14 protein-coding genes and 1 pseudogene are annotated in these 14,882 nt (G+C 63.1%); all 15 read right to left on the bottom strand.

Translation table 11 applies throughout. The annotated features are described in order from the left end of the window. Positions 1–419: pseudogene (locus tag BFP90_RS00855) on the bottom strand (urea ABC transporter permease subunit UrtB); the annotation flags it as partial. A gap of 77 nt (positions 420–496) precedes the next feature. Beyond that, complete coding sequence (urtA, locus tag BFP90_RS00850) at positions 497–1,762, bottom strand: urea ABC transporter substrate-binding protein (RefSeq protein WP_065894564.1); 1,266 nt, start codon at positions 1,760–1,762, stop codon at positions 497–499. A 183-nt stretch (positions 1,763–1,945) separates the two neighbouring features. Beyond that, positions 1,946–2,956, bottom strand: coding sequence for a FecCD family ABC transporter permease (locus tag BFP90_RS00845; RefSeq protein ID WP_065895738.1), 1,011 nt, complete (start codon positions 2,954–2,956; stop codon positions 1,946–1,948). Further along, positions 2,953–3,900, bottom strand: coding sequence for an ABC transporter substrate-binding protein (locus BFP90_RS00840; protein ID WP_065894567.1), 948 nt, complete (start codon positions 3,898–3,900; stop codon positions 2,953–2,955). The genes BFP90_RS00845 and BFP90_RS00840 overlap by 4 nt, the downstream gene beginning before the upstream one ends. Then, positions 3,897–4,685, bottom strand: a complete 789-nt coding sequence (locus BFP90_RS00835; RefSeq protein ID WP_065895737.1) for an ABC transporter ATP-binding protein — start codon at positions 4,683–4,685, stop codon at positions 3,897–3,899. Before BFP90_RS00835 ends, BFP90_RS00840 begins: the two co-directional genes overlap by 4 nt. Continuing rightward, positions 4,685–6,793 carry a TonB-dependent receptor gene (locus tag BFP90_RS00830; RefSeq protein ID WP_065895736.1) on the bottom strand — a complete coding sequence of 703 codons (2,109 nt, stop codon included), beginning with the start codon at positions 6,791–6,793 and terminating at the stop codon, positions 4,685–4,687. Before BFP90_RS00830 ends, BFP90_RS00835 begins: the two co-directional genes overlap by 1 nt. Positions 6,794–6,951: 158 nt before the next feature. Further along, complete coding sequence (locus BFP90_RS00825; protein ID WP_065895735.1) at positions 6,952–8,331, bottom strand: PepSY-associated TM helix domain-containing protein; 1,380 nt, start codon at positions 8,329–8,331, stop codon at positions 6,952–6,954. A gap of 114 nt (positions 8,332–8,445) precedes the next feature. Beyond that, positions 8,446–10,506, bottom strand: coding sequence for a TonB-dependent copper receptor (locus BFP90_RS00820; RefSeq protein WP_065895734.1), 2,061 nt, complete (start codon positions 10,504–10,506; stop codon positions 8,446–8,448). Between the two features lie 93 nt (positions 10,507–10,599). Continuing rightward, positions 10,600–10,989, bottom strand: coding sequence for a DUF2946 domain-containing protein (locus tag BFP90_RS00815; protein WP_065895733.1), 390 nt, complete (start codon positions 10,987–10,989; stop codon positions 10,600–10,602). Positions 10,990–10,999: 10 nt separating this feature from the next. After that, positions 11,000–11,482, bottom strand: a complete 483-nt coding sequence (locus BFP90_RS00810) for a copper chaperone PCu(A)C (RefSeq protein WP_065895732.1) — start codon at positions 11,480–11,482, stop codon at positions 11,000–11,002. A gap of 47 nt (positions 11,483–11,529) precedes the next feature. Continuing rightward, positions 11,530–11,922, bottom strand: a complete 393-nt coding sequence (locus BFP90_RS00805; RefSeq protein WP_065895731.1) for a DUF2946 domain-containing protein — start codon at positions 11,920–11,922, stop codon at positions 11,530–11,532. 282 nt (positions 11,923–12,204) lie between these two features. Continuing rightward, positions 12,205–12,528, bottom strand: a complete 324-nt coding sequence (locus BFP90_RS00800; protein WP_065883425.1) for a helix-turn-helix domain-containing transcriptional regulator — start codon at positions 12,526–12,528, stop codon at positions 12,205–12,207. Positions 12,529–12,533: 5 nt separating this feature from the next. Beyond that, positions 12,534–12,866: a type II toxin-antitoxin system RelE/ParE family toxin gene (locus BFP90_RS00795; RefSeq protein ID WP_065895730.1), complete on the bottom strand. Its 333-nt coding sequence runs from the start codon at positions 12,864–12,866 to the stop codon at positions 12,534–12,536. Between the two features lie 56 nt (positions 12,867–12,922). Next, positions 12,923–13,648, bottom strand: a complete 726-nt coding sequence (locus BFP90_RS00790; RefSeq protein WP_065895729.1) for a cobalt-precorrin-6A reductase — start codon at positions 13,646–13,648, stop codon at positions 12,923–12,925. Continuing rightward, positions 13,645–14,850, bottom strand: a complete 1,206-nt coding sequence (locus BFP90_RS00785) for a bifunctional cobalt-precorrin-7 (C(5))-methyltransferase/cobalt-precorrin-6B (C(15))-methyltransferase (protein WP_065895728.1) — start codon at positions 14,848–14,850, stop codon at positions 13,645–13,647. Before BFP90_RS00785 ends, BFP90_RS00790 begins: the two co-directional genes overlap by 4 nt. Between the last annotated feature and the right edge of the window lie 32 nt (positions 14,851–14,882).

The following is a 14,882-nucleotide window of genomic DNA, read 5'->3' as shown; positions in this document are numbered from 1 at the left end:
TTGGCCAGGGCCAGGCTGAGGGCGCTGTGCACCTCCTCATCGGTTTCGGCGGCGACCTGCTGGTCGAGGAATTTCAGTTGCGCAGGCACTGCGCTTTTTTGCAGGGTACGCGCAGCACTCAAGCGCACCTTGGGGTCGGCGGCGAGCAATTGCTGGCTGGCTTGTACATTGTCGATCAGGCCGCGCAGGCGGTTGTTCAGGCGCACGGTTTTGGTTTCGCCGTTGAGCGTGAGCTGGCCTTGCTGCAGGGCGTCCACCAGCTCGATGCGCGCAGGATCGGGGTTGGCGGCCCACGCCTGGAGGAGTTTGGCTTGCTGCACCGGGTTGGCGGCAAGGAAGTCGTCGGCGTCGCTGGCGTGTGCGGCCAAAGGCAGCAACAGCAGCAATGCCAGGAAGCAGCGTTGGAGGGCAGTGGGCATACACAATGTCCTGATCATGCGGGGACAGTGTGGGAGGGGGCTTGCCCCCTCCCACATTTTTAGCCTGTGGTGGGGCTTCAGTTGCTCTTCACGGCGTAGTCTGGTTTTTTGTCATTGCCCGGAATGTACGGGCTCCACGGCTGCGCCCGAATCGGCGCTTCGGTCTGCCACACCACCGAGAACTGCCCGTCGGCCTGGATCTCGCCGATCATCACCGGCTTGTGCAGGTGGTGGTTGGTCTTGTCCATGGTCAGGGTGAAGCCCGACGGCGCGGCGAAGGTCTGGCCGGCCAGGGCTTCACGCACTTTGTCGACGTCGGTGGACTTGGCTTTCTCCGCCGCCTGGGCCCACATATGGATGCCTACGTAGGTGGCTTCCATCGGGTCGTTGGTCACGGCTTTGTCCGCGCCCGGCAGGTTGTGTTTCTTGGCGTAGGCTTTCCAGTCGGCGACGAATTTCTGGTTCACCGGGTTCTCCACCGACTGGAAGTAGTTCCACGCCGCCAGGTTGCCCACCAGCGGCTTGGTGTCGATGCCGCGCAGTTCTTCTTCACCCACGGAGAATGCCACCACCGGTACATCGGTTGCCTTCAGGCCCTGGTTGGCCAGTTCCTTGTAGAACGGCACATTGGAGTCGCCATTCACGGTGGAAATCACTGCGGTCTTGCCGCCGGCGGAGAACTTCTTGATGTTGGCGACGATGGTCTGGTAATCGCTGTGGCCGAACGGGGTGTAGACCTCTTCGATGTCCTTGTCCGCCACGCCTTTGGCATGCAGGAACGAGCGCAGGATCTTGTTGGTGGTGCGCGGGTACACGTAGTCGGTGCCGAGCAGGAAGAAACGCTTGGCGCTGCCGCCTTCCTCGCTCATCAAATATTCAACCGCCGGGATCGCCTGCTGGTTGGGTGCCGCACCGGTATAGAACACGTTCGGCGACATTTCCTCGCCTTCGTATTGCACCGGGTAGAACAGCAGGCCATTGAGTTCTTCGAACACCGGCAATACCGATTTGCGCGACACCGAGGTCCAGCAGCCGAACACCACCGCGACCTTGTCCTGGGTCAGCAACTGCCGGCCTTTTTCCGCGAACAGCGGCCAGTTGGACGCCGGGTCCACCACCACCGGCTCAAGCATCTTGCCGTTCACACCGCCCTTGGCGTTGATCTCGTCGATGGTCATCAGCGCCATGTCTTTAAGCGAGGTTTCGGAGATCGCCATGGTCCCGGACAACGAGTGCAGGATGCCGACCTTGATGGTCTCGGCGGCCTGGACGGTCCAGGTCAAGCCCATGGCCGCAATGGATGCCGACAGGGTGAATGCCTTGATCAAACTGCGACGCTTCATAGTGCGATCTCCGTGAACTCAACAAGGGTGTGAAGGACAAGTTGAGCAGGAGATTGCAAGCGCTGTGCCGAGTCGCCAAACCCCATGAAATGCTTGGTTTGCCCGCGTTTTTGCAAGCGTGACGCACCAGGAAATGGCAGGCGCAAGTGTCGGTGCGTGGCTGTGCGCTACAACGGGGCGCGCTCAGCGCCTGCGCATCAAGCCGATAAAAAACAGCCCGCCAATCGCTGCCGTCGCCACGCCAATCGGCAGGTCTTCAGGGGCGATCAGCGTGCGTGCCGCGACGTCGACCCATACCAGGAACACACTGCCCAGCAGCACGCACACCGGCAGCAAGCGCCGGTGCTCGGCGCCTACCAGGCGCCGGGCGATGTGCGGCACCATCAGGCCGACAAAGCCGATGGAGCCGCTGATCGACACCAGCACGCCGGTCATCAGCGACGCGATCAAAAACACCTTGAGCCGCACGTTGCGTGCGTTCAGGCCCAGGGTCACGGCGGTCTGTTCGCCGGCCATCAGGGCATTGAGCGGGCGCGCCATGCCCGACAGCAGCGCCAACCCAAGCACCACGGTGGCGGCGGGAATCGCCAGCAGTTCCCAGCGCGCCAGCCCCAGGCCGCCGAGCATCCAGAACATCACCGCTGAGGCGGCGCGGTGGTCGCCCATGAACAGCAGCAGGTTGGCCACCGCCATCATCACGAATGACACCGCCACGCCGCACAGCAGCAGGCGATCACTTTCCAGGCGGCCATTGCGACTGGCCACGGCCAGCACCACCAGCATGCTCAGCAGCGCGCCGATAAAGGCCGCAATGGGCAGGGTCAGCAGGCCGATGACTTCGCCCACATGCAGCACCACGATCACCGCACCGAGGGTGGCGCCGGAGGTCACGCCGAGCAAATGTGGATCGGCCAACGGGTTACGCGTCACGGCCTGCAACACCGCGCCGATCAACGCCAGCCCGGCGCCCACCAAGGCGCCGAGCAGCATGCGCGGCACGCGGATCAGCCAGACGATATGTTCCTGGCCCGCGCTCCAATCCACTTCACCGATGCCGCACGTCTTGTGCAGCAGGATCCGCCACACCACGTCCACGGGCACCCGCGCCGAGCCGAACCCCAGCGAGATCACGCAGGAGATCAGCAAAAACGCGCCCAGGGCACTCAGCAGCAAGGCGTAGCGACGGTCGATCATTCGCCGTGGAACCCCTTGGCCAGGGCTTGCACCGCCAGCACGTTGTCGATACCCGGCGTGGCCTGCACGTACGGGATCACGATAAAGCGCTGGTTCCTGATGGCGTCCACCGATTGCAGGGCCGGGTTATCGAGCAGAAATTGCTCTTTCTGTTTGGCCGTGATTTCGCTGTAGTCGACGATCACGATCACCTGCGGGTTGCGTTCCACCACGGTTTCCCAGTTGACCCGGGTCCAGCTGGCGTCGACGTTGTCGAGGATATTGCGCCCGCCAGCGGCGTCGATTAACGCGTGTGGCATGCCCAGGCGTCCTGACGTCATGGCGCGGTCTTCGCCGCTGTCGTAAAGAAACACCCGTGGCTTGTCGGCGGGCAGGTCTTTTTGTACCTCGGCCACCTGCGCCTGCATCTGGGCGATCAGCGCGTTGGCACGGTCTTGTACGTCGAAGATCTTGCCCAGGTTGCGCAGGTCGTTATAGGTGTCTTCGAGTGTGGCAGCGGGGCGCTTCATCACGAACGCACACGACTCGGTCAGCTCATACACGTTGATACCCAAGGGTTGCAGGGTGTGCGGCGTGAGGTCGCCGCCCACGCGCATGCCGTAGTCCCAACCGGCGAAGAAGAAATCCACGTTGGCATTGAGCAAGGTTTCCACTGATGGGTACTTGCTCGCCAGCTCCGGCAGGCCGTCGAGGATCGCGGCCATGTCCGGCGGCACTGACTTCCAGCCCGTCACGCCGCTGTAGCCGGCCATGTGTGGCTTGAGGCCCAGGGCGAGCATCATCTGGGTCATGTTGATGTCGTGGCTGACCGCGTGTTGCGGGGCTTGCTGGAAGGTCACGTCGCGGTTGCAGCTCTTGATGGTCAGCGGGTAGTGGGTGGCTTCGGCGAGCGCTTGGGCAGTGGCGAACATCAGGGCGAGAGACAGCAGGGCGCGCAGGATCATGGTTGGGTTATCCAGGTGATTCGGGGGTAGCCGGACAAGGGATGGGTGTCGATCAGGGCTTGGACGCCAAACACGTCGCGCAGCAACGCGGCGGTCAGCACTTCATGGGGCGTACCGCTGGCGACGATGCGCCCATGATGGATCACGTACAGGCGATCACAGAACGCGGCGGCCAGGTTCAGGTCGTGGATGCTCGCCAGGGTGCCGATGTTCAACTGCTTGACCAGCCTTAACAGCTCCAGCTGATAGCGCGGGTCGAGGTGGTTGGTCGGCTCATCGAGGATCAGCAGTTGCGGTTGCTGGGCCAGGGCGCGAGCCAGGATGACGCGCTGCTTTTCACCGCCCGAGAGGGTGGCGAACGCATGGTCTGCGAAACCCTGCATCCCCACCGACTGCAGTGCGTTGCGGATCAGTTGCTGGTCGTGCTGGGTGTCGCTGTCGAACAAACCCTTGTGGGGCGTGCGGCCCATGGCGACCACTTCATCCACGCGCAAGCCGAACGCGTCGGGGAATTCCTGCAGCACCACCGCGATGCGTCGCGCACACCACTTGGCGCTTTGCTTCCAGACGTTCTGGTGCTCAAGCATTACCTCGCCGCGCTCCGGCCGGGTGAATCGATAGGCGCAACGCAACAGGCTGGTCTTGCCGCTGCCGTTAGGCCCGATCAGGCCGACAAACTCCCTGGCAGCGACCTGCAGGCCGGCGTCACGCAGTTGGAACCGGTGAAGGCAGTGGTCGTGGCCGGGTGGAGTCCAGGCCAGGTCGGTGAGGGTGAGCGAGGTCATTAAAAGGTGTAGTCGGCAGTAATGAACATGGAACGAGGTACACCCAGAATCCACTGCTGCCCATCGTTGTACTGGCTGACTGCGTAAGTGCGATCGAACAGGTTGTTGAGTTGCAGGCCCAGTGTGGTGTTGCGCATGGCGTTCCACGACAGCGTTGCATCGACCACGGTGTAGCTCGGCAACTCGTTCTGGTTGGCCATGTCGGCATACCGTGCATCGACATAACGCACACCGGCACCGGCACGCACGTTGTCGGTCACGGCCTTGCTCAGCCACAGGTTGGCGGTGCGGCGCGGCACGTCCACTGGGCGGTTGCCGTCGCGCGACACCTGCACGCCGCCGACGTCCTGTTTGAAGTCGTCATACTGCGCTCGCACGATGGCGGCGTTGGCTTGCAACTGCCAGGCGTGAGGCAGTTGCAGGTCGAGGCTGGCCTCCAGGCCGTTGGAAGATTGTTGGCCGACTTGCTGTTTGAACCCCGGGACGCCCGGCACGTCCGTCAGCAGCTTATCCTTGACGATGTGGTAGGCCGCCAGGGTCCATTCACCCCGTGCGTCCCAGAATGCTTGCTTGATACCGACCTCGGTCTGCCTGGCGCTGGACAGGTCGAACTGCTGCTGGCTCGGGCTCAGGGAAATCAGCCCGCCGACGCCGTCGGTGCTGGTGGCGTACTGGCCGTAGACCGAAGTCTGCGGGGTGATCGCGTAGACCAGGCCGGCTTTCCAGTTATTGCCGGTGAGGGTTTTGTCGGATTGGCCACCGGTGCGCAGATCGTCGCGGTCGATGTGCGCGTAGTCGCGGCGGACGCCGGTGACCAGCGCGAGTTTATCCGTGAGTTGCAGGCGGTTTTCCGCGAAGCCGGCCACCGTCCTGGTGGTGGTGGCGAACACCGGTTTGAACGGGTCCTGGCTGGCAAATGGCGCAGGCGCCGGGTGATACAGGTCGACGGGTTGGCCGGTTTGCGCCACGTCATTAAACGGCGTGTTGCTCGCCAGGCGGAAGCGGATGCGGTTGTATTCCACGCCTGCCACGGTCTGGCTGTCGAGGCCGAACAGGGTGTGCTTGAAGGTGAAGGTCTGGCGGTCGCCCACCTGTTCCTGATCGTGCTTGATCCCGAAGTTGCCGCTGCGGGTCAGTTGGCCGTTGGTGAAGTTGTAGTTCTCGGCGTTCTGCCAGCGACGCTGGTTTTTCAGGTAGTACAGCTCGTTGGTGGCGCTGACGTTATCGCTCGGTTGCCACTCGCTGGTCAGGCGTGTCCACTGGTCGTTGTAGTGCTGGGTGTCGTTGCTGACGTTGTAGTTCTTGTAGCGCAGGCCCTTGTGCAACTGGCCGTTGATCAGGGGCGTGCCGAAGTAGTTTTGTGGGCGCTGGTCGCCGTAGTCACTGGCCAGGGTGAAGCTCAGGTTGTCGGCCGCCTGCCAGCGCAGGGCGCCGCTGATGAAGTCGCTGCTGGCGTCGCCACGGTCGATGAAACCGTTGCTGCGCAGACGGTTGAGGTTCAGGCGGTAGCTCAGGGTATCGGTCAGTGAGCCGCCACTGTCCAGGGCTTGTTGCTGGCGGTCGTAGGAACCGTAGCCGAGGCGGATGCGGTTTTCGATCGCGCCCGCGAAAGGCTTTTTCGGGACCGTATTGACCACCGCGCCGGTAGCGCCTTCGCCGTACAGCACCGAGGCCGGGCCGCGCAGCACGTCCACCCGTTCCACCGCCCAGGTGTCCACCGGGAAGGTCGAGGTGCCCATGCCGGTGTACATGCGGTTACCGTCGTACAGTTGCATCACCGAGCTTTGGCCGGTAAAGCCACGGGCTTGCAGCGAGGTGCCACCGTCGCCCGGGGTGCCGGTGCGGGTGATGCCGGTGGCGCGGGAGATGGCGTCCTGCACGCTGGCGTCGCCACGTGCTCGGATCTGCGCGCCGGTCTGGCTTTCTACGCTGCCGGGAGTTTGCAGCGCCGTCAGGTTCAGGCGCGAACCGGCGGTAGTCGGCGTATTGAGCTCGACGCGTTCGTTATCCACTGCCGGTGCCGTGATGGCGCTCTCGGGCAGGGTCATGGCCTGGGCGTTGGTATGCAGGGCGAGCAGGCACAGGCCGCACGCTAGGGAGTTGTTCATCGGTCGATTCAATCGCTTCTTGAAGGGGGGCTCGCCGCAGGGCGCGGCGAGCAACGATAACGCAGAAAGTGTTATAAGTTAACACTTATTGGCTGCGCGACAACAGTCGCGCAAGGCTACACAAGCCCGCAGCGTCGGGCATCTCGCCTGTTTCATGCTTAACCTGAGGCAGATTCACCTTGGGCAAAAAAGCGTGACAGCACCAGGCGATCCAGCGCCCACACCAGAATCAACGATGCGCCCACCAACGGGAAAATGATCGCCAGCCCGAGCATGATCACCATCGCGGTTTTCCACTTCGGCACGTCATGACGCAGCGGCGGCACACCCAGCCCGCCCTGTGGCCGACGCTTCCACCAGATCACCACGCCACTCACCGCACTGAGCAGAATCATCAGGCAGATCACCAGCACGATCAGTTGATTGATCCAGCCGAACATCTTGCCTTCGTGCAACATCACGCCGGTCTCGGTGGCGCGTGCGACCAGGTTGTAATGCTCCCAACGCACATCGGCCAGGACCTTGCCGGTGTACTGGTCTACATGCAGGGTGGCGTCATTGCGCGGGTCGTTGGCGAACACCGCGACGGTGAATACCCCCGTGGCGGTGGTGGGGAAGGTGATGCTGTAGCCGGGCTCGACCTTGCGCGCATTGGCCAGGTCGACCACCTGTTGCAGGCGCACGGTCGGCGCGGCGGGGCCTGCATGCATGGCGCCGTGGTTCATGTGTTCGGCGTGGTCGCCGGACATCGGCATCGGCGTGTTTTCCAGGGCCCAGGGCACGGTCTGTTGGGTGGCCGTGTTGAGCACGCGTGCCTGCTGGTCGGACTGCGGCACGTTGTTCCACATCGCCGCCGGAAAAGTGTTCCACAGGGCGGCGTATTGCTTGCCCCAGAAGCCCGTCCAGGTCATGCCGCTGAGCAGCATCACCAGCAAAAACGCTGCGCCCCAGAAACCGGCGACGGCGTGCAGGTCGCGCCAGAACACGCGGCCACGGCGGTTGAGTCGGGGCCACAATATGCCGGCCGATGACTTGCCGCGCGGCCACCACAGGTACAGGCCTGACACCACGAGCATTACGCCCCAGCCGGCGGCGAGCTCTATCAGGCGATCACCGGTGGTGCCGATCATCAACTCGCCGTGCAGGGCGCGGGCGATGGCTTGCAGGTTGTATTTGGCGTCCTGCTCACCCAGGACGGTGCCGCGATACGGGTCGACGAATACGCTGATTTCGCGGCCCTGGTTATGCATCACAAACTGTGCGCTGCTGGTGGCATCGGCGGGCGGCAGGTACTTGCTGATCGCAGCCTGGGGGTAGGCGGCTCTGGCGCGTTGCACCTGCTCGTCGGCGCTCAGCGCGTGTTCGGCGGCGGGAACGCTGAGCAGGTGGCCGTACAGCAATGGGTCGAGCTGGGGTTTGAACAGGTAGATGATGCCGGTCAGGGCCAGCAGCACCATGAAGGGGGCGACGAAGAGGCCGGCGTAGAAGTGCCAGCGCCAGGCCAGGTTGTAGAAGGAAACTTTTTGTTGAGTGCTCATCAGGGCTCCGCAAGGCTTTTGATTTTTTGTGTCAGTTACACCGCTATCGGGGGCAAGCCCCCTCCCACATTTGAAACGCAATCCAATGTGGGAGGGGGCTTGCCCCCGATGCTGTTAGAAGCTCATATCCACCTTGGTCCAGAGCGTACGCCCCGGTTCCTTGATGGCCTGCGGGTCGCTTGCCGGGTAACCGAACCCGGCATTCCCCGCCAGGTTCAAATGCTCGGCGTATGCCTTGCCAAACAGGTTGTCGACCCCGCTGCTGACCTTGAAGTGCTTATTGATGCGGTACGCGGCGTTGAGCGAGAACACGCCAAAACCGCCGCTTGTGTCGTAGTCCTTGCCGACCACGTTGCCCTTGTTCGGGTCGATGCGGTTCTGCGCCGCGACCACCCGCCACAACGCGCCGGCACTCCAATCGTCCTGGCTGTAGGTCAGGCCCAGGCGCGCATCCAGCGGCGGCATCTGCGGCAGGGCGTTGCCGTCGCTGCTGTTCTTGCCCCAGGCGTAGGCCAGGCTGGCATCGGCTTTCCAGTGAGTGGTCAGCTTGTACGCCGCGCCCAGTTCACCGCCCATGATGCGTGCGTCGACATTGCGCGCCTGGGAGGTGGTGCCCATCATCCCGGGCCGGTAGTCGAACAGGATGAAGTCGCGCACCTGGCCGACATAAGCCGAGGCCCAGGCGTCAAGGTTGGCGGTTTTGTATTGCGCGCCAACATCCAGCTGGGTGGTCTTCTCCGGCTTAACGCCGTCGAAGGCATTCACCGAGCCGGCCGCGCCGGTGTTGGGGGAGAACAGTTCCCAGTAGTCCGGGAAGCGTTCAGCGTGACCCAGACCCGCATAAACGGTAGTGGGCGTGTCCGCAAGATCATGCTCAAAGCGCACGAAGCCCGAGGGCAAGGTGTCTGCGCGGGTGGCGTCGGCGGTGGGGTTGGCACGGCTCATCATTGCCGAGCCGGTGCGTTGGCGAAAATCTTTTGCCGAGGCACGATCCAGGCGGGCGCCGGTGATCAGGCGGTCAGTGTCGGCGGCGTACCAGGTCAGTTCACCGAATACGCCGTAGTTGTGAAAGTTGGCGTCCTTGCTGCGCGGCAGGTCCTTGTAGGTGTCGATGCCCATGCTGCTGCGCGCGCGGTGTTCGTTGGTCTGTGCGTCCAGGCCGCCGATCAGTTGCACATCGGCCCAGCGCCAGGTCGCCTTGATCCGCCCACCGAGGGTGCGCCGATCGACGTTGGAGGCCATGGGCCCGGCCATCATGCCGGTGCCCGAGGGGACGCGCAGGCTGTAGTTGTCCATGACGTGGTCGGCGTAGTTGTAGTAGACCTGGGCCTCGACCTTGTCCAGCACCTCGCCGATATTGGACTTTTCGAAACGCAGGCCGAGGCTTTCGCGCAGGAACTGCGAGCCGTCCATGCCGCGCCCGGCATAGCGCGCTTCGCCATCGCCACGGCCGGCGGTGAGTTCCAGCAGGGTGTCGGCGTCGGGGGTGAAGCCGACGGCCACATCGCCATTCCACTTGTCATAACGCGAGGCCACGCGGTCGTTGTTGCCGTCCTTGTAGTCGTCGGCATGGGCCTGGTTGCCGATCACCCGCACATAGCCCAACGGCCCTCCGGCAGCGGCATCGATGACCTTGTCGAAACGCCCGTTGGAGCCGGCCAGCACACTGGCATTGACCCGGGTGCCCAGCTCGCCGAACTGCTCGGGCTCGCGCTCGAACAGGATCGTACCGGCTGACGCGCCGGGGCCCCAGAGCACGGTTTGCGGGCCTTTGATCACGGTGAGCTTGTCGTAGGTTCCCGGCGAGATATACGAGGTGGGCGCATCCATGCGGCCCGGGCAGGCGCCGAGCATCATGCCGCCGTTGGTAAGGATATTCAGGCGCGAACCGAACATGCCGCGCAACACCGGGTCACCGTTGGTGCCGCCGTTGCGCACCAGGGCGAAGCCGGGGATGGTCTTGAGGTAATCGCCGCCATCGCTGGCGGGCACCGGCTGGCGTGGATCCTTGGGGTGGGTGACAACGGTGAGCGGCGAGCTGGGGGCGATCGCGGTGACGACCGTGGGGCTCAGCTCGTGTTCATCAGCATGGGCGTGTGGCGCAAGCAGCGCGCCGCACAGAACGGCGAAAACCGGGGCAGCGCCCAATCGGGTGTCAGCAGAAAACCTGGACATGAAAAATTCCATCAATCAGTCGTAAACAACACGGCCAGCAGCCTGCGGCTGTCTGTTTGAAGTCGGCCGGGGTGAAGTAGCGCGGTGAAGGGCTTACGACGCGATGGGCGGCGCACGACTGCGCGCGCCGGGGAAGATGCTCTGCCGGGCATGACCCAGGCGCGGGGTGGGAATGAGCGCGTTGGCGGGCGGCGGGGTGCCGAGGGTGATGTAGGAGACGCTGCCCGGCAGGGCCGGGCAACTGAACAGCAGGCTGCAATAGCCGCATTTTTCCCAGAGGACATGATGTTCGTCGGGGGCTTTGCTCGGCTTGGGCTCGCCGTGGCACGCGGGCATGTCCATGGACATACCCGCGTGATGATTCATCGGCATCGCCTGGGAAATCAGCGGACCGATAAAGATCATCAACATGGCGAACAGGCTGACCCAACTGCCGCGCATCAAGCGGCGGCGTGGAGACAACCTGGCGCTGCGGGCGCCCATCGGGGGAGTCCTACTGGGCGTGCTTATGCTCGTGAGCGGTCATCGGCGGCGACTTCTGAACCGATACGTTCACCTCGACCTTGCCGGCTTTTTCAAACGTCAGGGTCAGTGGGAATTGCTTGCCATCGGCCAACAGGCTGCGGTCCTTGAGGCCCAGCAGCATCACGTGATAGGCCATCGGCGCGAACGTCAGCTCGCCCTTGGCCGGTACGGCAACGCTGGGCACTTGCTGCATCTTCATCAGGTCGCCCTGCATCACATGCTCGTGCAGCTCGGCTTTTTCGGCCACGCTGGTTTCAACGCCAAGCAGGCGATCCGGGGCAGTCCCGGTGTTATGAATAACAAAGTACGCCGCGACCGTGGGCGCATTCGGTGGCAACTCCTGGGACCAGGGGTCGCTGACCAACAGGTCACCGGCCTTGTAGTCCTCGGCATTGGCAGCACTGAACACCGGCAGCAGCAACGCCGCCAGAAGCAGGGAAGATTTGAGCATGGCAGTTCTCCGGAACGGTTCTAAACGCAGTTCACTTGCGAAGAAGATCAGACCGTTGGAGAGGCGCGGGGATTGAGGCTCGGCCATTGCCGGCGCGGGGCGGGATTGCGCAACACGCGCGGCGGCAGGCTCTGCAGCGCTTGCTGGCGCGTCACATACAACTGCGGCGCATGCCCCGGCAACGCCACCCACGGCGCCGAGCCCGAGCAACACCAGCAATGCTGCATGGCGGAGTGATCGTCCGGCGCTGTCGGGATTTCCAGCTGGCCCAAGGCAATGGCCTGCAGGCTGGCGCCATTGGACGAACAGAACCCACCCAACAGCAGGCGCTTGACCGGATCATCGGTCTGCTGCATCGCACTGGCCAGCGGCATGGCAAACGCATTGAACAGCACTGCAAGGCAGGCGATCCAGGCAATTGCAAAGCGTTGACGGGCCATGGCGGATAATCCGTAGGGTTAAACGATCAGGCGGGTATTTAGCCTGATCGGGGGGGATAAGTAAAAACGCGTGGTGTGGTTTGGTGTCGCAGTGTCGGGTTTGAGGATAGACGGGGAATTGAGTGGGTGCCGAACTTCAAGGCTGCGCAGGTCAACTGTGGGAGGGGGCTTGCTCCCGAGTGCGGAGGATCAGCCAGAAAATCAGTGACTGACGCACCGCTATCGGGGGCAAGCCCCCTCCCACATTGCCTGTAGCACCGCTGATGCTGGTTGTTGTACCAATTATGCAGCGGGAACTCCGTGCACCTGCATGTCGACACCTAAGGCTTTTCTGATCACTGCAAAAATCGCGGCGAGGTTATCCATGCTTGGATTACCGCTGGCTGAGAGCATTCGGTGCAGGCTTTTACTCGGTTTGGCAGTTTCTTTCGCAAGTCCTTCAAAACCCACCGTGGCGTTGACCAAATCACGCAGAATCACGCGGGAAACTTCCGGCTCACCGTTGAGAAACAGCGTAGCGGCCTCGTCGAGAAGAGCTTGGGCAAATGCAGGGTCGCGCTGGGCACGTTCAGCGATGGTGTGCTTGTAGCTACGGGTTAACGCCATGCTGGTTACCTCTTTTGTTTCAATTTCTTGTCACGCTGATGCTCATTGATCAGCGACTTAACGATTTTGATATCGCGCTTTTGACTGGACTTGTCCCCGCCACCGAACAGGATGATTAATCGTAGGCCTTCCTGTATCAGATAGATTCGCAGGCCTGGCCCCCAATCGATGCGGTATTCACCGAACCCGTCGCACCACTTGATGTTGCTGGTGTTGCCCATTTCAAGTCGTACCAGAGCGGTCGTAACTCTGGTTGCCGCCGGCACACTCAAGGATGAAAACCACTCATCGAACGGGCTGGACAGGTTGTCACGTCGGTATTCTTCAATCTCGATCATTCGCCGTCCTGAAGGTAACAAATAGGTTACTTATCAAGCAAGCGAGAGATCCTGACTTATCGAATGAAATTTGCCAACGCGATGAGTGTTTCTTCAGGCGACAAGAGTTCACGGTCTACATGAGCCAACACCGGCCGCTTCAACACCAACACCGGCACCCCACATTCCCGCGCCACTTCCAGCTTCGGTTCGGTGGCGGTGCTGCCGCTGTTCTTGCTGATCAGCACATCAATCCGGCGTCGTTCGAATAACGCCCGCTCATCCTCGATCAGAAACGGCCCGCGTGCGCCGATCACTTCACAGCGCTCGTTGCCCGGGTACACGTCCAGCGCGCGCAATGTCCAGAACTGGTCGGCGGGGATTTCATCGAGATGCTGCAAGGGTTCGCGACCCAAGGTGAACAGCGGGCGCTTGAAGGGCTTCAACACTTGGATCAGCTCAGCCCAGTCAGACACTTCGCGCCAATCATCCCCGGCCTGCGGCTGCCACGCCGGACGTCGCAATGCCCAGCACGGCACAGCGCACAACCGTGCAGCCCGGGCTGCGTTGTGGCTGATCTGCGCTGCGTACGGATGGGTGGCATCGAGGATCAGGCTGATGCGTTCATCGCGAACAAACTGCGCCAACCCTTCAGCGCCTCCATAACCGCCGACGCGCACCTGGCAGGTCAGGTCGGTCGGCACGCGGCCCACGCCGGCCAAACTGTAGATATGCTCCGGCCCCAGGGTGCGGGCAATGGCCAGCGCTTCCGTCACGCCGCCCAGCAACAGAATCCTGTTCATAGCGGCTTGATCACTTCCAGCAGCGTGATCGGCAACGCCTGGCGCCAGGTGTCGAACTCGCCCAGTGGCTGCGCCTGGGCGACATGGATGCGGGTCAGTTCGCCGCCGTGCTCGGCGCGCCAGTTCATCAAGGTCATTTCGCTTTGCAGGGTCACGGCGTTGGCGACAAGGCGCCCGCCGGGGCGCAGGTGTTGCCAGCAGGTGTCGAGCACGCCGTCGCGGGTGACGCCGCCGCCGATGAAGATGGCGTCGGGTACCGGCAGGCCGTGCAAGGCGTCCGGGGCTTTGCCGCGAATCAGGTGCAGGCCGGGCACGCCGAGGGCGTCGCGATTGTGTTCGATCAGGCCTTGGCGGCCCGGGTCAGGCTCGATCGCCAGGGCACGGCAGCTGGGATGCGTGCGCATCCATTCGATGCCGATGGAACCGCTGCCCGCGCCCACATCCCACAGCAGTTCGCCGGGCATCGGGGCGAGGCGGGCGAGGGTCATGGCGCGCACATCGCGTTTGGTCAGTTGACCGTCGTGCTGGAACGCCGAGTCCGGCAGGCCTGCCAGGCGCGACAAGGGCGGCGTGTCGCTGCAGGCCAGGCAATCGATGGCGACCAGGTTCAGATCGGCAGTGCCGAGGTGATGCCAGTCTGCGGCCAGGCCGTCCAAGCGCCGCTCGTTCGCGCCGCCCAAGTGTTCAAACACCGTCAATCGGCTGGGCCCGAACCCTGCCTGCGTCAATAACGCGGCAATCAACGCAGGGCTGCCACCATCATTGCTCAGCACCAGCAAGCGCACACCGCTGGCCAGGTGCGCGTTGATTGCCGCGAAGGGGCGGGACACCACGGACACCGTCACCACGTCCTGCAACGGCCAGCCCAAACGCGCCGCCGCCAGGGACACCGACGACGGCGCCGGTATAACCAGCAGCTCATCCGCCGCAATCTGGCGCGCCAGACTGGCGCCGACGCCATAGAACATCGGGTCACCACTGGCCAATACGCACACAGGCTCCCCACGCCGTGACAACACCGGCTCCAGGGAAAACGGGCTCGGCCACGCCTGGCGCTCGCCACTGATACACAATGGCAACAGGTCCAACTGGCGTTGGCCGCCTATAATCCGCGTAGCGCGCAACAGGGCGTGCCGGGCATTCCTGCCCAGGCCCTTGAAGCCGTCTTCACCGATGCCTACAACCGTCAGCCAGGGCGACATAGCAATTCCTTGAACGACATCCGACGGGCAGG

The organism is Pseudomonas sp. 24 E 13 (assembly GCF_900004715.1).
Lineage (GTDB): Bacteria > Pseudomonadota > Gammaproteobacteria > Pseudomonadales > Pseudomonadaceae > Aquipseudomonas > Aquipseudomonas orientalis_A.
The sequence above is the reverse complement of the archived record's forward strand: the minus strand, read 5'-3'. Positions and strand labels throughout refer to the sequence as shown.

Coding starts and splice junctions, on each gene's coding strand:
- urtA (WP_065894564.1), bottom strand. CDS start 1,762: ATGAAGCGTCGCAGTTTGATCAAGGCATTCACCCTGTCGGCATCCATT.
- BFP90_RS00845 (WP_065895738.1), bottom strand. CDS start 2,956: ATGATCGACCGTCGCTACGCCTTGCTGCTGAGTGCCCTGGGCGCGTTT.
- BFP90_RS00840 (WP_065894567.1), bottom strand. CDS start 3,900: ATGATCCTGCGCGCCCTGCTGTCTCTCGCCCTGATGTTCGCCACTGCC.
- BFP90_RS00835 (WP_065895737.1), bottom strand. CDS start 4,685: ATGACCTCGCTCACCCTCACCGACCTGGCCTGGACTCCACCCGGCCAC.
- BFP90_RS00830 (WP_065895736.1), bottom strand. CDS start 6,793: ATGAACAACTCCCTAGCGTGCGGCCTGTGCCTGCTCGCCCTGCATACC.
- BFP90_RS00825 (WP_065895735.1), bottom strand. CDS start 8,331: ATGAGCACTCAACAAAAAGTTTCCTTCTACAACCTGGCCTGGCGCTGG.
- BFP90_RS00820 (WP_065895734.1), bottom strand. CDS start 10,506: ATGTCCAGGTTTTCTGCTGACACCCGATTGGGCGCTGCCCCGGTTTTC.
- BFP90_RS00815 (WP_065895733.1), bottom strand. CDS start 10,989: ATGGGCGCCCGCAGCGCCAGGTTGTCTCCACGCCGCCGCTTGATGCGC.
- BFP90_RS00810 (WP_065895732.1), bottom strand. CDS start 11,482: ATGCTCAAATCTTCCCTGCTTCTGGCGGCGTTGCTGCTGCCGGTGTTC.
- BFP90_RS00805 (WP_065895731.1), bottom strand. CDS start 11,922: ATGGCCCGTCAACGCTTTGCAATTGCCTGGATCGCCTGCCTTGCAGTG.
- BFP90_RS00800 (WP_065883425.1), bottom strand. CDS start 12,528: ATGGCGTTAACCCGTAGCTACAAGCACACCATCGCTGAACGTGCCCAG.
- BFP90_RS00795 (WP_065895730.1), bottom strand. CDS start 12,866: ATGATCGAGATTGAAGAATACCGACGTGACAACCTGTCCAGCCCGTTC.
- BFP90_RS00790 (WP_065895729.1), bottom strand. CDS start 13,648: ATGAACAGGATTCTGTTGCTGGGCGGCGTGACGGAAGCGCTGGCCATT.
- BFP90_RS00785 (WP_065895728.1), bottom strand. CDS start 14,850: ATGTCGCCCTGGCTGACGGTTGTAGGCATCGGTGAAGACGGCTTCAAG.